We start from the raw sequence: 19,565 nt of genomic DNA on the forward strand, positions 1-19,565 counted from the left end.
CCGCCGATCCCGGACGAGCCGCGAGACCTCGACCTCGTAGCGGCTCGCCGATCCCCCCGGCGAGCGGAAGAAGCGGCGACGCAGGCTCCCTTCGACCCGGACCCTGGCGCCGTCCTCCAGACGTGACGCCGCGCGGCGGGAGCCGGCACTCCAGCACGCGCAGTCGATGGTGTCGACGGGCTGTCCCTCTCCCCTGCGCACGACGACCCGCAGGGTCACCAGCTCGTCCCCGCTCGGCAGCTCCCGGGTCTCCGGCTCCCCGCTGACCCGGCCGGTGAGCTCCACGCCGTTGACATCGTCGATGTCCTCGCGGCTCTCGTGGACGCCCGATTTCTTCGCCATGCCACTCCCCCTTCGTCCGTCTACTCGCTCCAGCCTCCTGCGCTCGGGAGGCGCCTGACGGTCGCACGGCGTTGCTGTGGACTGCCGACGCCGTCCGCGTCCGGCTGGGGACAACCCCTCGGCCTGTCAGGCGTGCCCCGATGCGCACACACGGGCATGCTGGACCCACACACGGTCCTGCCACCGCGACGAAGGAGCCCTGGTGCCCCAGCCCACCACCACACCATCGGCCGGCGAGCCGACCGCCAGCACCCTCCCCGAGCACCGCTGGCCGGCAGGCGCGGTGGTCACCGGTGCGGGCAGGGGCCTGGGGCGTCAGATCGCCCGACTCCTCGTCGAGCGCGGACACCAGGTGCTGCTCACGGACGTCGACGAGGCAGCGGTGACGATCGCGGCGGCCGAGCTCGGTGAGCGGGCGAGGGCCATGGTCGTCGACGTGCGCGACGACTCCGCGGTGCGAGCAGCCCGTGACCAGGTGGTCTCGTGGGCCGGGCGGCTCGACGTCTGGGTCAACAATGCCGGCGTCCTGCGCACCGGACCGGCGTGGGAGCACGACGAGCAGGAGCGTCGGCTCATCCTCGAGGTCAACACCCTCGGCACGATCAACGGGACGCTCGCCGCCATCGAGACCATGCGGGAGCGCGGCGGCGGCCATGTCGTCAACATCGCCTCGCTCGCCGGCATCACGGCCGTCCCGGGCGAAGGGGTCTACGCGGCCTCCAAGCACGCCGTCATGGGATTCAGCCTGAGCACCCTGGCGGACCTGCGCGCGGCCAAGGTCAAGCACGTGCACATCTCGTGCATCTGCCCCGACGGGATCTGGACGCCGATGCTGCACGACAAGCTCGACGACCCCGGGGCCGCGCTGTCGTTCTCCGGCAAGGTGCTCCAGCCCGAGGACGTGGTCAAGGCGGTCGACAAGGTGCTCGACGAGCCGAAGGTCGTCACCACGTTGCCCGGGTGGCGTGGGGCACTGTGCCGGGTGGGTGACGTCTTCCCGAGCTTTGGGCTGGCCACCCTGCCCCTGATCACCCGTCAGGGGCGACGGACGCAGCGCCGGATGCTCAAGAAGCGCGGCTGACCGCGACCGGCACCGCCTGGAGGGTGCCGGTGTCGGTCAGCTCGACGCACCCCCGACGTACTCCCGCAGGTGCTGGGCGGTGAGGGTCTCCCCCTTCGCCACGAGGTCGCTCGGGGTGCCCTCGAAGACGACCTGACCACCCTCGTGGCCGGCGCCGGGGCCGAGGTCGATGATCCAGTCGGCGTGGGCCATCACGGCCTGGTGGTGCTCGATGACGATGACCGACTTGCCCGAGTCGACGAGGCGGTCGAGCAGGGCGAGCAGGTTGTCGACATCAGCCAGGTGCAAGCCGGTCGTGGGCTCGTCGAGGACGTAGACCTCCCCCTTCTCCCCCATGTGCACGGCGAGCTTGAGGCGCTGGCGCTCACCGCCGGACAGGGCGGTGAGGGGTTGGCCCAGGGTCAGGTAGCCCAGACCGACGTCGACGAGCCGCGTGAGGATCTTGTGCGCGGCCGGCAGGCTCGCCGGGCCGTCCTTGGCGAAGAAGGCCTCGGCCTCGCTCATCGACATCTCGAGGACGTCGGCGATGTTCTTGCCTGCGAGCTCGTACTCGAGCACCGCGTCCTGGAAGCGGCGGCCCTCGCAGTCCTCGCACGGCGACTCCACGGTCGCCATGACACCGAGCTCGGTGAAGATCACGCCGGCGCCGTTGCACGTGGGGCAGGCCCCCTCGGAGTTGGAGCTGAAGAGGGCCGGCTTGACGCCGTTCTCCTTCGCAAAGGCCTTGCGCACCGGCTCGAGCAGCCCGGTGTAGGTCGCGGGGTTGCTGCGCCGCGAGCCCTTGATCGCGGCCTGGTCGATGACGACGACGTCGTCACGGTGGTCGAGCGCGCCGTGCACCAGCGAGCTCTTGCCCGATCCGGCGACACCGGTGACGACGGTCAGCACCCCGAGTGGGATGTCGACGTCGACGTCCTTGAGGTTGTGCGTGTCGGCGCCGCGGATCTCGAGCGCGCCGGTCGTGTTGCGCACCTCGTCCTTCAGCTGCGCGCGGTGGTCGAGGTGACGACCGGTGAGGGTGTCGCTCGCCCGCAGTTCGTCGACGGTTCCCTCGAAGACGATCTGACCTCCCTTCGTCCCCGCGAGGGGGCCGAGGTCGACCGCATGGTCGGCGATGGCGATCGTCTCCGGCTTGTGCTCGACGACGAGGACGGTGTTGCCCTTGTCGCGCAGGCGCAGCAGCAGGTCGTTCATCCGCGCGATGTCGTGCGGGTGCAGACCGATGGTCGGCTCGTCGAAGACGTAGGTGACGTCGGTGAGCGAGGAGCCCAGGTGGCGGATCATCTTGGCGCGCTGCGCCTCTCCACCGGACAGGGTGCCGGCCGGTCGGTCGAGCGACAGGTAGCCCAGGCCGATCTCGGTGAACGAGTCGAGCAGGTGGCGCAGTCCCTTGAGCAGCGGCTCGAAGCCGGGCTCGTCGAGGTCGCGGACCCACTCGGCGAGGTCGTTGATCTGCATCTGGCACAGGTCGGCGATGCTCTTGCCGTTGATCTTCGACGCGCGAGCCTCGGGGGTCAGGCGCGTGCCCTCGCACTCGGGGCAGGTCTGGAAGGTCACGGCGCGCTCGACGAAGCGCCGCACGTGCGCCTGCATCGCCTCGGGGTCCTTGGAGAGCATCGACTTCTGGATCTTGGGGATGATCCCCTCGAAGGTGAGATTGACCCCTTCGACCTTGATCTTCGTCGGCTCGCTGTGGAGCATCGTCTCGAGCTGCTTCTTGGTGAAGCTCTTGATCGGCTTGTCCATCGGCAGGCCCATGCCCTCGAAGAGCCGGCCGTACCAGCCGTCCATCGAGTAGCCCGGGACGGTGAGGGCGCCGTCACGCAGCGACTTGGTCTCGTCGTAGAGAGCGGTGAGGTCGATGTCGCTCACCTGGCCCATGCCCTCGCACCGCGGACACATGCCACCGAGGTAGACGGCGTCCTTGACCGCCTTCTTCTCCGTGCGGCCGCCGGCCTTTTCGGTCGACATCATCCCGCTGGCCCTGCGGGTGGGGACGTTGAAGGAGTAGGCCGTCGGCGGGCCGACGTGCGGCTGCCCGAGTCGTGAGTAGAGGATGCGCAGCATCGCGTTGGCGTCGGTCGCGGTGCCGACGGTCGAGCGCGGGTTGGCGCCCATCCGCTCCTGGTCGACGATGATCGCCGTCGTCAGGCCCTCGAGGTGGTCGACCTCGGGACGGGACAGCGAAGGCATGAAGCCCTGCAGGAAGGCGCTGTACGTCTCGTCGATGAGCCGCCGCGACTCGGCCGCGATCGTCCCGAAGACGAGCGAGCTCTTGCCCGAGCCCGAGACCCCCGTGAAGACCGTGAGGCGGCGCTTGGGCAGGTCGACGCTGATGTCCTTGAGGTTGTTCTCCCTCGCGCCCTGGACGCGGATGAGGTCGTGGCTGTCGGCGGCGTGGGGCATCAGCTCTCCTGGGGGTGGTCGGGAGGGACCCGACGATCCAACCAGATCCGTGCGCCCACGTCGTGAAAATCCGGTGGCGTCCGCGATCGGTGCGCTGCTGTGCTGGTGACATGACGAGCAGCGACGTGTGGACGGCCGAGCAGGCACAGCGCTACGACGGCGTGGGCGGGGTCTTCGCGGCCGAGGTCGTCGAGGAGACCGTCGACGTCCTGGCCGCCCTCGCAGCTGGAGGGGCGAGCTTGGAACTGGCCATCGGGACGGGCCGCATCGGCGTCCCGCTCCGGGCGAAGGGGGTCCACGTCACCGGGATCGAGTTGTCCCGACCCATGGTCGAGGTCCTGCGGACGAAGGTGACCGACGAGGAACTGCCGGTGGTCATCGGTGACATGGCCACCACCCGCGTCGAGGGCGAGTTCGCCCTGGTCTTCCTCGTCTTCAACACGATCGGCAACCTGCGGACGCAGGACGAACAGGTCGAGTGCTTCCGGAACGCCGCGCGCCACCTCTCCCCCGGAGGCAGATTCGTCGTCGAGGTCGGTGTCCCTCCCCTGCGTCGGCTGGTCCCCGGTCAAGTCGCCGTCCCCTTCGATGTCTCCGACAAGCACCTCGGGTTCGACACCTTCGACCTCGTGACCCAGCAGGCGACCTCGCACCACCTCAACCTCCAGGCTGACGGCTCCTACCGTCGCGGCACGCACAACTACCGCTTCGTGTGGCCCAGCGAGCTGGACCTCATGGCGCGACTGGCAGGGCTGGAGCTCGAGCGCCGGACGCAGGACTGGGCCGGTACTCCCTTCGGTCCGCAGAGCGAGTCCCACGTCAGCGTGTGGCGACGTCCTTGAGGGTGAGCACATGGCCCCCTCCGCACCCGAGCTCCTCGTCCCGCACACCCTGCGCGTCCTCGGGCACGCGACCACGGGCCAGGTCGCGGCCCTGCGGTCCCTCCCTTCGTCCGTCGTGACCGACCGGCTGACGGGACCCGCGGCGCCTCGTCAGTCGAGGGGCAGGAACATCACGTGCAATCCCACGGGGCCGTGCTGCGGATGCATGAAGGCTCCGGGCACCGTCCCGATGATCTCGAAGCCCAGCGAGCGCCACAGACCCACGGCGCGTTGGTTGGTCTCGACGACAGCGTTGAACTGGATGCCTGCGTATCCCCGGGCGCGCGCCCAGGCGACCATCTCCTCCCCCAGCGCAAGGCCCACACCACGCAGACCGCAGTCGGGATCGACCATGAAGCTCGCCGTGGCGATGTGAGCGCCGCGCCCAGGCCGGTTGGGGCCCATCTTCGCCGTCCCGACCACCCGGCTGCCGTCGACCGCGACCACCGTGCGACCCGGGGCCTGCTCCATCCACAGCGCCCGCGCCCCGTCGCTGTCGAGGTCGGTCGGATAGGCATAGGACTGACCCGAGGCGACGATCCGCGACCAGAAGGGGAAGATGTGGCTCCAGTCGTCGACGGTTGCGGGACGGATGGTGAGCTCGGGGGTCACGTGCCCAGCATCGCAGCCCACCCCGTGGCATCGTGGACACGTTCGCACCGTCGCGACCCGGAGGTCTCCCCACGATGTCCCAGCTGGCTCTCCCTTCGTACACGTCGGGCACGTCGGACGTGGCCCTCATCGGCCAGACGATCGGCGACAACCTCGCCCGGACCGTCGCCGAGCACGGTGCCCGTGAGGCCCTCGTCGACGTGCCGAGCGGCCGGAGGTGGACCTACGCCGAGCTGCTCGCTGACGTGGACGCGCTCGCCAAGGGCCTGATGGCGAAGGGGGTGGCCGCCGGGGACCGCATCGGGATCTGGGCGCCGAACTGCCCGGAGTGGACGATCCTGCAGTACGCGACCGCGCGCATGGGCGCGATCCTCGTCAACGTCAATCCCGCCTACCGCACCCACGAGCTGACCTACGTCGTGCAGCAGTCGGGCATGCGCATGCTCGTCAGCGCAGTCACGCACAAGAGCTCCGATTACCGGGCGATGGTCGAGGAGGCGAGCCCGGAGACCCCCGACCTGACCAAGGTCGTGTACGTCGGGGAGGCGTCCTGGGACGAGCTGGTGGCCGCGGGGGCCGCGGTCACCGACGAGCAGCTCGCCGAGCGCGGTGCATCGCTCACGCCGGATGACCCGATCAACATCCAATACACCTCGGGGACAACGGGATTCCCCAAGGGTGCGACCCTGAGCCACCACAACATCCTCAACAACGGGTACTTCGTCGGCGAGATGATCCGCTACACCGAGGCCGACCGGATCTGCATCCCCGTGCCCTTCTACCACTGCTTCGGCATGGTCATGGGCAACCTCGCAGCGACCTCGCACGGCGCCTGCATGGTCATCCCGGCGCCCTCCTTCGAGCCGGCCGCGACGCTACGTGCCGTCGTCGAGGAGCGGTGCACCTCCCTCTACGGCGTCCCGACGATGTTCATCGCCGAGCTCGGCCTCGCGGACTTCGCCGACTACGACCTGTCCTCGCTGCGCACAGGGATCATGGCCGGGTCGACCTGCCCGGTCGAGGTGATGAAGCGGGTCGTGGCGGAGATGAACATGGCCGAGGTCGCCATCAGCTACGGCATGACCGAGACCTCACCGGTGTCCACGATGACCCGCACAGACGACGACCTCGCCCGACGCACCGAGACCGTGGGCCGCTCGATGCCGCACATCGAGTCCAAGGTCGTCGACCCCCTGACGGGCGTGCCGGTCCCCCGTGGCGAGACCGGTGAGCTGTGCACCCGCGGGTACAGCGTGATGCTCGGGTACTGGGACCAGCCGGACAAGACCGCGGAGGCGATCGACGCCGCCCGGTGGATGCACACCGGCGACCTGGCGACGATGGACGACGCCGGCTACGTCAACATCGTCGGCCGGATCAAGGACCTCGTGATCCGGGGCGGGGAGAACATCTACCCCCGCGAGGTCGAGGAGTTCCTCTACACGCACCCGGCCATCGCCGACGTCCAGGTCATCGGGGTCCCCGACGACACGTACGGCGAGGAGCTCATGGCCTGGGTGGTGCTGCAGGACGGCGCCGGCGGTCTCACCGCTGACGAGGTGCGCGAGTTCGCGAGCGGCAAACTGGCCCACTACAAGATCCCGCGCTACGTGCACGTGACGGACGCCTTCCCCATGACCGTCACGGGCAAGGTGCGCAAGGTCGAGATGCGCGAGCAGGCCGTGCAGATCCTCGAGCGGGGCTGACGCCGGAGAGTGGCAGCAATTGCCCATGTCCTCGCACGTCCGGACTCCGTAACGTCCAGAGGGTCGGGCGCGACCGCGCCGGACCGACAGTGGAGAGTTGCGATGTACCAACCCTCAGGCGCTCCAGAGCGCCCACGCCACACCTACTTGGCGCTCCTGACCGCACTTGTCCTGGCTCTGGCCGGGCTCGTGTGGTCGCCACAGGATGACGCCGCACCGGTCCCCGGCGCTCCCCCGCCGGTGCTCGGCGGTGGGCAGCCGACGATCCAACGCTGACCGACCCGACACACGACGAAGGGTGGTACCCCGGTCACCGGGGTGCCACCCTTCGCCCTGTGGTCGTGCAGGTCAGAGCGGCTGGTCGCCCGAGCGGGGGACCTGCGACTCCTGTGCCTCGGCCTTGGCCGAGAGACGGTCGAGCTGGCGGGCGGCCGCGTCGCGGCCACCGAGGCCGAAGGCCAGCGCCGCAGCCGCGGCACCACCGACGACGAGGGCACCGAAGCCGAGCTCGATGATCGAGTCCGCGATGCCCATGTACTTCAGGCCCATCGCCACGAAGAGCACGATCGTCGCGTACTTGACGATCGTCGCCCCGACACCGGAGAGCATCCGGGCCAGGAGGTTGGCGACGAAGAAGCCCGCCGCGATGATCGCCGCACCGAAGATCACCTTGCCGCCGAGCTCGAGCACCTCGCTGAGGAAGGTCGTGATCTGCGGGAAGTTCAGCAGCTGGGCGGCCATGACCGCGAAGAAGAGCACGATCGCGATCTGCGCCACCTTGGCGACGACCGGGACGACCCGGGTGTCGGCCGGGAGCACGTCGAGCTGCGCGAGCTGACGGTCGACACCGACGCCGTCGAGGATCTGCTCGATGATGTCACCGGCGAAGCGGGCGATGAAGATGCCCAGGGCGAGCATGAGGCCGGCGGCCACGATGAGCGGGACCGCGTCGAAGATCGACTGGAGCATCTGCTCGGCGGGGCGCGAGATCGACTCGATGCCCAGGATCTGCAGGGCCGCGATCGTCACGACGATCATGATGAGGGCGTAGACGATGGTCGCGAGCGTCTTGGGGATGGACGACCCGGCCGACTGTCCACCGGGGACTGCACCGTAGCCGGCGGGCGGCTGCGGCTGGCCATGACCCTGCGGGGCGCCGGGCTGGCCGTGCGCCTGCGGCGCGGCGGGCTGGCCGGGAGGCGGGGGCGGCGGACCAGCGGATGCCGTGGCGGGCGCACCCGGGAGCGAGCTGGCTTTGGACCCGGCGGTCTTGAGCCACTTGTCGAAGGGCAGCGCGGTGAGCGCGGTCTGGACGAGCTGGCGCACGACCTTGGCGAGCATCGCACCGACGAAGAAGACGATGCCTGCACCGATGAGGTTGGGCAGGAACCCGAGGACCCCGTCGACCATGCCCTGGATGGGCGTGAGGACCTGGCTGAGTCCGAGGACCTGCAGGATCGCGACCAGACCGAGCATCCAGACGATGAGCGAGCCGACGGAGCCGATCGTCGAGCCGATGCTCGTCCCGTCGGCGCCGGCGCGCTGGAGCGCGGGGATCTTGTTGGAGAGCTTGGTGAACAACGACTTGACGACCATCGCCACGATCCACGTGACGACGAGGATCGCGAGGGCGGCCGCGGCCTTGCCCAACAATCCGGCCCAGTCGATGTCTTCGAGGAAGTTCTGCGCTTGCATGGTGTCCTCCCGATGACGTGCAGGCACTGCTTCTGACCCATCGACCGTAGCGAGATCTGATGCTCCATGACGAGTGAGCGGCTGATGACCTGAGCCCGGATACGCTGGCGCGCATGGGACAGCAGCATCCGGGCGGCACGCCGTGACGCCACCACCGGGGTTCTGACGAGTGCGCTGTCCCCACTTCGACCGCGGCGAGTGCGCGTCCTGCACCCTGATGGGGGTCCCCCACCCCCGCCAGGTCGCCGACCTGCAGTCCGACGTCGCCGACCTGCTCCGTGACCACGTCCCGAGTGACGAGTGGCAGGAGCCGTTCACCGGTCCGGAGTCGGCCTTCCGCAACAAGGCCAAACTCGCCGTCGGCGGGACGAAGGGGGATCCCACCTTCGGCATCCTCGACACCACCTCCCGTGGAGTCGCGCTACCCGAGTGCCGGCTCTACGAGCCGCCGTTGACCGACGCCCTGGACGCGCTGCTGCCGGCCGTCGCCGGGCTGGGGCTGACCCCCTTCGACGTCCCGACCCGCCAGGGCGAGCTCAAGCACCTCATCGTCACCGGCTCACCCGACGCCCAGCTGATGGTCCGCTTCGTGCTCCGCTCCCCCGGCCAACTGCCTCGCGTCCAGGAGGGCATCGACGTCATGCGGTCGGTCGTCCCCGGGGTCCGGGTGGTGTCGGTCAACATCCAGCCTGAGCACAAGGCGGTCCTCGAGGGCGACGAGGAGATCGTCCTCACGGACGACGAGACCCTGCCGATGCGGCTGGACGACGTCACCTTCCACCTGCGCCCGCGCAGCTTCTTCCAGACCAACTCCACCGTCGCGGCCGCCCTGTACCGCCAGGCGCGTGAGTGGGTCGCCGCGGCCGATCCGGCGAGCGTCCTCGACCTCTACTGCGGCGTGGGCGGATTCGCGCTCAACGCGGCTCTGGCGAAGGGGGGTCCGCGCCGGATCGACGGCGTCGAGATCGCTCCGGACGCGGTCCGCAGCGCCCGGCGCTCGGCGTCAGAACTCGGCCTCGACGCCGGCTTCGAGATCGGTGACGCCCGCGTACTCAGTCGACTCGACCACGAGCTCGTCGTCGTCAACCCGCCGCGACGTGGGATCGGGCCCGACCTGTGCGCCGCGGTGGAGTCCGCCGCCCCGGCACACGTCATCTACTCCAGCTGCAACCCGACGAGCCTTGCGCGCGATCTGGCGCAGCTGCCCGGCTACCGCGTGACGCGGGCGCGCGTGTTCGACATGTTCCCGCAGACCCGCCACGCCGAGGTCATGGTGCTGCTGGAGCGTCGCTGACCCAGCCGTCGGTCTGGACGATCGCCGGACGCTCCGGCTCACGCGGGACATCGGTGCCGGGGACCGGCGTGGTGTCCTCGTCCGGTGCCGGCTGCGTCGGGGCGGGCGCAGTCGGCTTGGGGCCCGGGGTGGTGGGTGCCGGGTCGCTGGGCTCGGGAGTCGGACTGGGTACCGAAGGTGTCGGCTCGGGGTCCGTGGGCTCCGCATCCGTCGGCTCGGGGTCCGTGGGCTCGTCGGATGCGCACTCCTGTCGCGGTGCGGTCCCACCGGGAGTCGGGCGCTCGGTACGCAGCTCGTCGAAGACCTCCTCGAGGACCGAAGGGCGCGACGGCATGAGCGCGTCGACGCAGGTGCCGATGACCTGCTCGTAGGTGGCGGCGTCGTCGGGTGCGCTCCCGCTGAACCACGCGTGCACCGCGTAGCCGTCGCGGTGCGCCCGGTCGACGAAGGCGCGGTTGACGACCGTGATGCCGGAGTACGTGATCGGCACCTGCAGGGCCACCACGCCCTCGGGCAGAGGGGTGCCGGAGAGGTAGTAGCCGATCATGGCGTCCTGCCCGGCGGACATGTCGATCTGCGGGGCGAGCTCGTGGAAGAGCTCCAGGGCCTCGTCCTCGAAGGAGCCGACGATCAGGTCCTCGCGCTGGGTGCGCTCGAGCTGGCCGGCGAGGACCTCGGCGGTGTCCAGGTACGACTGGGTGCTCCCACTGCCCTTGATCTCGATGTTGACCGGCGTGTCCGGGAAACGCTCGAGGACGTCCGAGAGTGAGGGGACGCCGAAGTCCGTCGGCTCGTGGCCCGCGACCTCCGCGTCGCCGGACCGCGCTCCGCGCAACGGGTACTGGGCCGACGGGTCGTCGTGGACGGTGCTGCGGCCGGGCACGAACCAGTGCGCCGCGTCCATCGCCCTCAGCTGCTCCATCGTGAAGGAGTCCACGCGCCCCGTGTGGTCGGTCGAGTCGTCGACCGTCGCGTCATGGATGACGGCCAGGTCGCCGTCCGCGGTGAGTTGCACGTCGATCTCGAGCATGTCCGCGCCCAAGGTGTCGGCCCGCTCGAAGGCGTACATCGTGTTCATCGGCGCCTCGTCCTCACCACCCGAGTGCGCCATGTTCATCACCCGCTGGCCGAGCCACGGGTTGTCCGCGGTGGGTGCTGCGGCGGTCGTCGAGTACCCGAGCGCGATCAGGAGGCAGGAGAGAGAGGCGACGGCTGCGGTGCGCACGCTCGTGACCCTAGCGGCATCCCGCGCGGCTGGACAGTGTCAACCGGCAGCGGCCGTGGCGCCGAGCGCGATGATGACGAAGCCGAAGTAGCAGACGAAGAACAGGATGATCAGGGCGAAGTACACCGTGCCGACGATGCCGAGGATCTTGCCCACCTTGGCGTGGTCCCGGTTGCTCCACCCGGCGTACGGGTTGGCGTCCATCTCCTCGAGCGCCTTGCTGCCGAGGACCCAGGCGACGATCCCCAGGCCGGGCACCATCGTCAGGCCGAGGATGCCGAGCACCAGCGCCGCCGTGGCATTGCCGTGGCTCTGCTGCACGGGGAACGGCGACGGGGGCGGGAGCTGCGGCGGGTTCGTCATGGTGCTGCACACGCTAGACGGAACCCGGCCCGGCGCACCACGGGGAGCACTCCCCCTTCGCTACTGTCGTGACCGCGGTCACCCCCGCACCCCACCGACAGGAGAACCGATGCGCGCACTCGTCAAACCCCGGACGGGCCCCGGCCTCGAGCTCACCGACGTCCCCGAGCCCCATGCCGGCGACGGCGAGGTGCGCGTGCGGGTGCTGCGGGCCGGCCTGTGCGGGACCGACCTGCACCTGCACGGATGGGACGACTGGGCCGCGGGAGCGGTGCCGAGCACGCCGCAGGTCATCGGCCACGAGTTCTACGGCGAGGTCGACGAGGTCGGAGCCGGGGTCACCGCCGTGCGGGTGGGCGATCGTGTCTCCGGCGAGGGCCACCTCGTCTGCGGCACCTGTCGCAACTGCCGGGCGGGAAGACGGCACCTGTGCATCAACACGGTCGGCGTCGGCGTCAACCGCGACGGTGCCTTCGCCGACTTCGTCGTCATCCCCGCGGACAACGCCTGGGTGCACCACGACGACATCGACCCCGACCTCGGCGCCGTCTTCGACCCACTCGGCAACGCGGTGCACACGACGCTGTCCTTCCCCCTGGCGGGTGAGGACGTCGTCATCACCGGCGCGGGGCCCATCGGCGTCATGGCGGCGGCCGTCGCCCGTCACGTCGGCGCCCGGTACATCGCGGTGACCGACCTGTCCGACACCCGCCTGGAGCTGGCGAAGGGCGCCGGGGCCGACCTGCTCGTCAACGCCGCCCGCTCCGACCTCGGTGCGGCCATGCGCGAGCTGGGGATGAAGGAGGGCTTCGACGTCGGCCTCGAGATGTCCGGGGCTCCGCCGGCGGTCGCCGACATGCTCGACCACCTCAACCACGGCGGTCGCATCGCGATGCTCGGGTTGCCCAAGGACCCGTACCCGATCGACTGGGGCAAGGTCATCACGCACATGATCACGATCAAGGGGATCTACGGCCGGGAGATGTACGACACCTGGTACACGATGAGCGCGATGCTCTCGACCTCCTCCGCACTTCGCGAGGCGGTCTCCTCGGTCATCACCCATCGCTTCCCCGCGGAGCAGTGGGAGGACGCCTTCGCCACGGCCGCCTCGGGAGAGTGCGGCAAGGTCATCATGGACTGGAGCTGAGCATGTACACGATCAAGGACGACCTGACCGCCACGCTGCAGGAGATCCGCGACGCCGGACTCTGGAAGGACGAGCGCGAGCTCACCAGTCCGCAGCAGGCGCACATCACGACCACCAAGGCGCAGGCGATCAACTTCTGCGCCAACAACTACCTCGGCCTTGCCGACCACCCCGAGGTGCTCGCCGCTGCATCGGCAGCGTTGCAGGAGTGGGGCTTCGGCATGGCGAGCGTCCGCTTCATCTGTGGCACCCAGGAGCTGCACACCCGGCTCGAGGCGACGATCTCCGACTTCCTCGGCACGGAGGAGACGATCCTGTACTCGAGCTGCTTCGACGCCAACGGCGGCGTCTTCGAGGTGCTCTTCGGCGAGGGGGACGCGATCATCTCCGACGCGCTCAACCATGCCTCGCTCATCGACGGCATCCGGCTGAGCAAGGCCGCGCGCTACCGCTACGCCAATGCCGACATGGACGACCTGCGCGCCCGGCTCGAGGAGGCGAAGGGGGCCCGCCGCACCGTGATCGTCACCGACGGCGTCTTTTCCATGGACGGCTACCTCGCTCCGCTGGAGCAGATCTGCGACCTGGCCGACGAGTACGGCGCGATGGTGCTCGTCGACGACTCCCACGCGGTCGGCTTCGTCGGGGACGGCGGGCGTGGCACGCCGGAGGCCTGCGGCGTGATGGACCGGGTCGACCTGCTCACCGGCACCCTCGGCAAGGCCCTGGGCGGTGCGAGCGGTGGCTACGTCAGCGGGCCGGCCGAGGTCATCGCGCTGCTGCGCCAGCGCTCGCGTCCGTACCTCTTCTCCAATGCCGTGGCGCCCGTCGTGGCGGCGGGTTCGCTCAAGGCCATCGAGATCGCCCGCAGCTCCGACGAGGAGCGAGCGGTCCTGCGGCGCAACACGTTGATGTTCCGCGAGCTGATGACGGACGCGGGCTTCGACCTGCTGCCGGGTGACCACCCGATCACGCCCGTGATGTTTCCCGGCGACGACGGCGCGCGTCTGGCCGCGCAGATCGCCGACGCGATGCTCGACCACGGCGTCTACGTCATCGCCTTCTCCTACCCCGTCGTCCCCCAGGGCCAGGCACGCATCCGGGTCCAGCTCTCCGCCGCGCACAGCGAGGACGACGTGCGCACCTGCGTGCGAGCCTTCGTCGCCGCTCGGGACGAGGTCGTCGGCGCACCCGACCCGACCGCCTGACCGCCGGGACCGCGCATTTCCCCGGGGAGATGCGCGGTCTTGACGTCGAGACTGTGCATTCCCCCGGGGAGATGCGCAGTCTTGATGTCGAGGGGCAGTCGTGGCGGGCTGCCCGGGGACCTCACTCGAAGGGGGTCGGGTCCCCCGCACCGCGCCGCGCAATGACCGCTTCGCCCGAGGAGAGGTCGACGACGGTGGTCGGCTCGGTGCTCACCTCACCGGCGTCGATGACGATGTCGACCTGGTGGTCGAGGGCTTCCTTGACGTCCCAGCCGAAGGTCGGCGTCTGCTCCTCCCCCGGCAGCAGGAGGGTCGAGATGAGCATCGGGTCGCCCAGGCCGTCGAGCAGCGCCCGTGACAGGGGGTGGCTCGGGATGCGCACGCCGACGGTCTTCTTCTTCGTGTGCAGCAACCGCTTGGGCACCTCCTTGGTGGCCGGAAGGATGAAGGTGTACGGCCCCGGGGTCGCCGCCTTGATCGCGCGGAAGACGCTGTTGTCGACGTGCACCAGCTGACCGAGCTGGGCGAAGTCGGCGCACAGCAGCGTGTAGTGGTGCTTGTCGTCGAGCCGGCGGATGTCGCGGATGCGGTCCTTGATCCCCTGGTCGTCCAGGCGACCGCCCAGGGCGTAGCCGGAGTCGGTCGGGAAAGCGACGAGCGCGCCCTCCCGGATGCGGTCCACGACCTGCCCCACGGTGCGCGGTTGCGGATTGTCGGGGTGTACTTCCACGAAACTGGCCATGTACCCAGCCTAGGATCGGTCATGGCACGATGGGATATTGCGAGAACTTTCATCCATCTGGCCAGCCACGCCACTCACCTACTGCGGGGGAACACATGACGGACACCGAGCTCGACCTCAACGGCGCCTGGGACATCGACCCGGGCCACTCGCGCTTCGGGTTCTCCGCCAAGCACGCGATGATCACCACCGTGCGGGGCTCGTTCAACGACGTCGCGGGTGAGTTCGTCGTCGACCTCGACGACCTGTCCGCCACCCGCGTGCAGGTCACCCTGCAGACGGCGAGCGTCGACACGCGCAATGCCCAGCGCGACGAGCACCTGCGCAGTGGGGACTTCTTCGAGGTCGAGCGCTTCCCGACGATCACCTTCGTCGGCACCAATGTCGAGGAGATCCACGAGGGCGCCTACATCGTCACCGGCGACCTGACGATCCGCGACGTCACCCAGACCATCACCGTGCCGCTGGAGATGACCGGTGTCATGGTCGATGCCTTCGGCATCACGCGCGCCGGCTTCGAGGGGTCGCGTCGGGTCAAGCGGCGCGACTTCGGGCTGGAGTGGAACATGCCGATGGACAAGGGCGGGGTCCTGGTCAGCGAGAAGATCGACCTCGAGTTCGAGATCTCGGCAGTGAAGCGGGACGCTCAGCAGGGCTGACACAGGTCCTCAGCGATCGACGCCGCGAGCGCCTTGGCCGTGCGACCGACGCCGATGAGCGTCGCCGAGGCCGGCCCGGTCCAGTCACCGTAGCCGACGAAGCACACCCGCGGGTCCTTCACCGCACGGTTGGCCACGACCTGCGGATGTCCGTCGGAAGTCCGCAGCCGCAGCGAGCGCAGATGACGCAGCGCCGGGCGGTAGCCGGTGCACCAGATCACCGCGTCGAGCTGGAGCACATCGCGTCCGATGACGGCTCCCTCCGGCACCATCCGGTCGAACATCGCGCGCAGGCGCAGCGCCCCCTTCGCCCGTGCCTCACGCACTCGGGGCAGGGCCACGATCTCCCCGACGAACGCAGCCTCCTGGTCCACGGGGTCCGCCTGCCGCAACCGGGCGGTCGCCCGGTCGAAGAGGTGCCGCCCGTCGACGTCGTCGGGCAGGAAGCGCAGCCGGCGCGTCGAGACGAGGGAGACGCGCTCGACCACCCTGACGAGGTCGGCGGTGATCTGCACCCCCGAGTTGCCTCCGCCGACGACGGCCACCCGCTGCCCGGCGAAGTCCTGCGGACCCCGGTAGTGGGCACTGTGCAGCTGCCGTCCGGCAAAGCTGGGCGCACCGTCGACGAGCGGGACGAAGGGGGCCGACCAGGTCCCCGTCGCGTTGACGACGAAGCGTGCGCGCACCGCACCGCGGTCGGTCTCGACGGTCAGGCCCTCGGCGTCCGCGCGGACGTCCAGCACGGTCACCGGTCGCTCGACCGCGAGGTCGTACCGCTCCTCGTACCGCCGCAGGTAGTCGATGACGTGGTCGACGGGCGGGAAGACATCCGGGTGGGGAGGCATCGGCCACCCGGGCAGGGACGAGTACGCCGATGGTGAGAACAGCCGCAGCGACGGCCAGGTGGACTGCCACGCACCGCCGGGCGCCTCCTCTCGTCGAGGACGAGGTGGTCGATGCCCAGCCGTCGCAGGTGGTAGGCCATGGCCAGACCGGCCTGTCCCCCACCGACGATCGCGACATCGACCTGCTCGCGCACGCCTCAGGCGTCCTCGGCGGTCATCTCGACGGGGGTGCCGATCTGCACGGTGCGCGAGACGGTGCACAGGCGGTCACGCGACTGGGCGACCGAGCGCGGGAAGGCCGTGCGGGCGGAGTCGCCCGCGTCGCCCTCGGGGAAGCCGATGCGGAAGGTGACCTCGAGGTCGCGCATGTGGTTGCCGTCCTCCGGGGTCGAGGTCTTCTCCCCTTCGGCGACGACGACGAAGGACTCCGGCTCGGCCCGCCGTGAGGTGATGTGGTCGACGTCCACGGAGCTGCACCCGGCGAGCGCCGCGAGCAGCAGCTCGACGGGGGTGAAGTCGTCGCTCGACCCGTCACCGATCGTGATGGTGCCACCGCGCGCATTGGTGATCTCGTAGCGCCCCAGACCCAGCCGGGTCAGCTCCACGCGGCGGTGGCCCGGGCCGGTTCCACCGGTGGTCTCGTCGTCCGTCATCCCTGGTCCTCCACGTCGTCGATCCTCGGGCCCGGTCCGGCCACGGCACGATCCTCGCAGACCTCCGGCCGCTAGTCTCACCCCATGTCGACACCCCCGCCGGGCCGCCTCATCCTGCTGCGTCACGGCGAGACCGAGTGGAGTCGCGACGGGCGGCACACGGGGCTGACCGACCTGCCGCTCACCGACCACGGCCGCGTCCAGGCCATGGAGGTCGGGCAACGTCTCGCCGGGCTCGACGTCACTCCGGTGGCGGTCATCTCCTCGCACCTGCAGCGGGCCCTGTACACCGCCGAGCTGGCCGGCCTGGACCCGCAGGTCGACGAGGACCTGCGGGAGTGGGACTACGGCGGGTACGAAGGGCGGTCCACCGCCGACATCCGCAAGGAGACCGGCCACGCCTGGGACGTCTTCCGTGACGGCGTGATCCCGGGAGACACCCCCGGCGAGACCGTGGAGGAGGTCGCGGCTCGGGCCTCCCGGGTGCTCGTCAGGGTGCGGCCGCACCTCGAGCGCGGCGACGTCGTGCTCGTCGGCCACGGACACACCTCGCGGATCCTCGCCACGGTGTGGTTGCGGACCTCACCGCGCCTGGCGGCCCAGCTCACCTTCGACGCCGGGCACCTGTCCCTGCTCGGTCACCACCGCGAGGACCCCTGCATCCTGACCTGGAACACCTGAGGCTCACGGCAGCGGCCAGGTGTGCACCGGGTCGTTGCGGTGCATGTGCTCGGCGTACAGGTCGGTCATCTCCGCCAGTGCGGCGGCGCGGTCCAGTCCCTGCTCCTCGAGGCGGGCGACGCAGTCGGTCTGCCACACGGCGCCGTTGACACCGCTCGTGCAGCGTCCCTCGATGACGTCGAGGTAGCGGTCGATGACGCTCTCGGACACGCCCCAGTCGCGCAGCCCCGCCCGGGCCAGGGGCAGCAGGTGCCGCAGGACGAGCTCGTCGGCGCCCAGCTCCCCGTGTCCGGGCCAGTACAGCCGCGCACCGATGCCGTCACGGGCAGCCGTCTCGAAGTTGGCCTGGGCCGCCGGGAAGGACATGCGGGTCCAGATGGGTCGGTCCTCGCTCGCGAGCGTGCGCACCGCCCCGTAGTAGAAGGCGGCATTGGCCAGCGTGTCGATGATCGTCGGCCCGGCGGGCAGCACCCGGTTCTCGACCCGCACGTGCGGCCGTCCACCACCGGGTTCGTAGATCGGTCGGTTCCACCGGTAGACGGTGCCGTTGTGCAGGTTGAGCTCACCCAGCTGCGGTGTCTGCCCGGCGTCGAGCACCGCGACCGGGTCCTCCTCCGTCGCCTCCGCGAGCAGCGCCGGGAAGTAGCGCACGTTCTCCTCGAAGAGGTCGAAGATCGAGGTGATCCACCGCTCGCCGAAGAAGACCCGCGGCCGCACGCCCTGATTCTTCAGCTCGATGGGTCGGGTGTCGGTTGCCTGCGCGAAGAGCGGGATACGCGTCTCGGCGTGCAACCGTCGCCCGAAGAAGAAGGGTGAGTTCGCCGCGAGCGCCAGCTGCGGCGCCGAGATGACCTGCGCGGCGTTCCAGTGGTCGGCGAACTGGCCCGGGCCGACCTGCAGGTGCAGCTGGACGGAGGTGCACGCCGACTCCGGAGCGATCGACCCGGCGAAGGTGTGCAGCCGCTCCCCCGTCGGCCCCTCGATGTCGATGACGATGTCCTCGCCACGGGCGACGAAGATCGAGTCGTTGAGCGCCGTGTAGCGGTTGTTGGCGCTGATCCACTCCCCCTCGAAGTGCTCGGGCCGGATCGTCGGCAGGATGCCGATCGCGATGATGCGGGCTCCGGCCTCGCGCGCCTTGGACTCGGCACGGTTGAGGGAGGCCCGCAGGTCCTCCTCGAGCTGGAGCGCCGAGTCCCCGGGCAACGGCCGCGGCGCGACGTTGAGCTCGATGTTGAACTGCGCCAGCTCGGTCTGGTACTCCGGATCGGCGATCGCCTCGAGCACCTCGTCGTTGACGAAGGCGGGCTGCTGGTCGTCGTCGATGAGGTTGAGCTCGATCTCCAGCCCGGTGAGCGGCACCTCCTCGTCGAAGGCCCTTTCGGCGAGCATCCGCTCGAACACGTCGAGGTTCTGGCGCACCTTTTCGCGGTACCGCTGACGCTCCTCGCGGGAGTAGCTCTGCGCGGCGACTTCCTTGCCCATGACTCCACCTCTCACCGTGGGTCGGCTGCTGGTGCCGAATCTACCCATGGACCCGGGCCACAACACGCATCAGGCCGTGGTCTGATGCGCCGCGGTGCAGCCGGTGCCTACCCTCGGTCGGTGACCTTCGAACCCGTCCCCGACGTGACCGGCCCCCTGGTCCGCGTCCGGCGCTGGCTGGACGACCGTCGGGGACCGGTCGACCTCCTCATCGCGGCCGGGCTCTGGCTGTTCACCTCGGCGGCCTACCTCGTGTCCTACGCGGGTCTCGACGTCGGCGGTGGCGAGCTGATCGCCTACGGCCTCGCCGGGGTCCGGGCGCTCTTCGGCGCACACATGGCGGTCGCTCCAACACTGCCGTGGGGACAGTTGGCGGCAGTCGCCCTCGTCGCGGTCGTGGCGGGCCTGGTCGCGTCCGTGCTCCCGGCACGACGCGCCGCGCGGGTCTCCCCCGCGCAGGCGCTCGCGGCCGAGTAGGCGGCCGGGTCGGGTGGGGCGGCGCAGGGGGCCGCCCCACCCGACTGCGGGCGAAGGGGG

At 70.0% G+C, this 19,565-nt stretch carries 20 protein-coding genes; 9 read left to right on the forward strand and 11 right to left on the reverse strand.

Translation table 11 applies throughout. The features are described from left to right. Positions 1-342: single-stranded DNA-binding protein (locus JAN01S_RS13660; RefSeq protein WP_068319184.1), on the reverse strand; the 342-nt coding region annotated here is incomplete at its 3' end. 202 nt (positions 343-544) lie between these two features. On the opposite strand from JAN01S_RS13660, the gene JAN01S_RS13665 reads away from it, so the two are divergent. Beyond that, on the forward strand, positions 545-1,423 hold the full coding sequence (locus JAN01S_RS13665) for an SDR family oxidoreductase (RefSeq protein ID WP_084360268.1): 879 nt from the start codon (positions 545-547) through the stop codon (positions 1,421-1,423). 36 nt (positions 1,424-1,459) lie between these two features. On the opposite strand, the gene JAN01S_RS13670 is transcribed toward JAN01S_RS13665, so the two are convergent. Continuing rightward, on the reverse strand, positions 1,460-3,829 hold the full coding sequence (locus tag JAN01S_RS13670; RefSeq protein ID WP_068319169.1) for an ATP-binding cassette domain-containing protein: 2,370 nt from the start codon (positions 3,827-3,829) through the stop codon (positions 1,460-1,462). A gap of 110 nt (positions 3,830-3,939) precedes the next feature. Between JAN01S_RS13670 and JAN01S_RS13675 the strand changes: the two genes are divergently transcribed. Further along, entirely contained in the window at positions 3,940-4,671 is a 732-nt protein-coding gene (locus JAN01S_RS13675; protein WP_068319170.1) for a class I SAM-dependent DNA methyltransferase, read from the forward strand. 150 nt (positions 4,672-4,821) lie between these two features. Here the strand turns inward: JAN01S_RS13675 and JAN01S_RS13680 are convergent, their stop codons facing one another. Continuing rightward, positions 4,822-5,322 carry a GNAT family N-acetyltransferase gene (locus JAN01S_RS13680; RefSeq protein ID WP_068319171.1) on the reverse strand — a complete coding sequence of 167 codons (501 nt, stop codon included), beginning with the start codon at positions 5,320-5,322 and terminating at the stop codon, positions 4,822-4,824. 74 nt (positions 5,323-5,396) lie between these two features. On the opposite strand from JAN01S_RS13680, the gene JAN01S_RS13685 reads away from it, so the two are divergent. Further along, positions 5,397-7,028 (forward strand): AMP-binding protein, encoded by a 1,632-nt coding sequence (locus JAN01S_RS13685; protein WP_068319172.1) that lies wholly within the window; start codon positions 5,397-5,399, stop codon positions 7,026-7,028. 348 nt (positions 7,029-7,376) lie between these two features. Here JAN01S_RS13685 and JAN01S_RS13690 read toward each other — a convergent pair whose 3' ends face one another. Further along, positions 7,377-8,723: a mechanosensitive ion channel gene (locus JAN01S_RS13690; RefSeq protein WP_068319173.1), complete on the reverse strand. Its 1,347-nt coding sequence runs from the start codon at positions 8,721-8,723 to the stop codon at positions 7,377-7,379. 217 nt (positions 8,724-8,940) lie between these two features. Here JAN01S_RS13690 and JAN01S_RS13695 point away from each other — a divergent pair, with 217 nt between their 5' ends. Next, the gene (locus JAN01S_RS13695; protein WP_244884851.1) at positions 8,941-10,017 is read left to right on the forward strand and encodes a methyltransferase domain-containing protein; all 1,077 of its coding nucleotides are present in this window, start codon (positions 8,941-8,943) and stop codon (positions 10,015-10,017) included. Here the strand turns inward: JAN01S_RS13695 and JAN01S_RS13700 are convergent. Together JAN01S_RS13700 and JAN01S_RS13705 are read right to left on the reverse strand one after the other, a co-directional pair. Beyond that, entirely contained in the window at positions 9,992-11,242 is a 1,251-nt protein-coding gene (locus JAN01S_RS13700) for a glycerophosphodiester phosphodiesterase family protein (protein ID WP_218000048.1), read from the reverse strand. The genes JAN01S_RS13695 and JAN01S_RS13700 overlap by 26 nt on opposite strands. Positions 11,243-11,281: 39 nt before the next feature. Next, entirely contained in the window at positions 11,282-11,605 is a 324-nt protein-coding gene (locus JAN01S_RS13705) for a DUF4190 domain-containing protein (RefSeq protein ID WP_157075760.1), read from the reverse strand. A gap of 109 nt (positions 11,606-11,714) precedes the next feature. On the opposite strand from JAN01S_RS13705, the gene tdh reads away from it, so the two are divergent. Together tdh and JAN01S_RS13715 are read left to right on the forward strand one after the other, a co-directional pair. Continuing rightward, entirely contained in the window at positions 11,715-12,755 is a 1,041-nt protein-coding gene (tdh, locus tag JAN01S_RS13710; protein ID WP_068319176.1) for an L-threonine 3-dehydrogenase, read from the forward strand. A 2-nt stretch (positions 12,756-12,757) separates the two neighbouring features. Continuing rightward, complete coding sequence (locus JAN01S_RS13715; RefSeq protein WP_068319177.1) at positions 12,758-13,963, forward strand: glycine C-acetyltransferase; 1,206 nt, start codon at positions 12,758-12,760, stop codon at positions 13,961-13,963. Positions 13,964-14,084: 121 nt separating this feature from the next. Here the strand turns inward: JAN01S_RS13715 and JAN01S_RS13720 are convergent, their stop codons facing one another. Beyond that, complete coding sequence (locus JAN01S_RS13720) at positions 14,085-14,705, reverse strand: L-threonylcarbamoyladenylate synthase (RefSeq protein ID WP_068319178.1); 621 nt, start codon at positions 14,703-14,705, stop codon at positions 14,085-14,087. A 95-nt stretch (positions 14,706-14,800) separates the two neighbouring features. On the opposite strand from JAN01S_RS13720, the gene JAN01S_RS13725 reads away from it, so the two are divergent. Beyond that, positions 14,801-15,364 (forward strand): YceI family protein, encoded by a 564-nt coding sequence (locus JAN01S_RS13725; protein ID WP_068319179.1) that lies wholly within the window; start codon positions 14,801-14,803, stop codon positions 15,362-15,364. On the opposite strand, the gene JAN01S_RS13730 is transcribed toward JAN01S_RS13725, so the two are convergent. From JAN01S_RS13730 to JAN01S_RS13735, 3 genes are read right to left on the reverse strand one after another with little or no spacing between them, the layout of a single operon-like run. Then, positions 15,352-16,209: an NAD(P)-binding domain-containing protein gene (locus JAN01S_RS13730; protein WP_306305670.1), complete on the reverse strand. Its 858-nt coding sequence runs from the start codon at positions 16,207-16,209 to the stop codon at positions 15,352-15,354. The genes JAN01S_RS13725 and JAN01S_RS13730 overlap by 13 nt on opposite strands. After that, positions 16,110-16,349, reverse strand: coding sequence for a hypothetical protein (locus tag JAN01S_RS17730; protein WP_306305671.1), 240 nt, complete (start codon positions 16,347-16,349; stop codon positions 16,110-16,112). The genes JAN01S_RS13730 and JAN01S_RS17730 overlap by 100 nt, the downstream gene beginning before the upstream one ends. Positions 16,350-16,406: 57 nt before the next feature. Further along, the gene (locus JAN01S_RS13735) at positions 16,407-16,862 is read right to left on the reverse strand and encodes an OsmC family protein (RefSeq protein WP_068319180.1); all 456 of its coding nucleotides are present in this window, start codon (positions 16,860-16,862) and stop codon (positions 16,407-16,409) included. 84 nt (positions 16,863-16,946) lie between these two features. Between JAN01S_RS13735 and JAN01S_RS13740 the strand changes: the two genes are divergently transcribed. Next, entirely contained in the window at positions 16,947-17,543 is a 597-nt protein-coding gene (locus JAN01S_RS13740; protein WP_068319181.1) for a histidine phosphatase family protein, read from the forward strand. A 3-nt stretch (positions 17,544-17,546) separates the two neighbouring features. On the opposite strand, the gene JAN01S_RS13745 is transcribed toward JAN01S_RS13740, so the two are convergent. Beyond that, complete coding sequence (locus JAN01S_RS13745) at positions 17,547-19,028, reverse strand: glutamate-cysteine ligase family protein (RefSeq protein ID WP_068319182.1); 1,482 nt, start codon at positions 19,026-19,028, stop codon at positions 17,547-17,549. 120 nt (positions 19,029-19,148) lie between these two features. Here JAN01S_RS13745 and JAN01S_RS13750 point away from each other — a divergent pair, with 120 nt between their 5' ends. Next, complete coding sequence (locus JAN01S_RS13750; RefSeq protein WP_157075761.1) at positions 19,149-19,505, forward strand: hypothetical protein; 357 nt, start codon at positions 19,149-19,151, stop codon at positions 19,503-19,505. Positions 19,506-19,565 lie beyond the last annotated feature (60 nt).

The sequence above is a fragment of the Janibacter anophelis NBRC 107843 genome (assembly GCF_001570945.1).
GTDB lineage: Bacteria > Actinomycetota > Actinomycetes > Actinomycetales > Dermatophilaceae > Janibacter > Janibacter anophelis.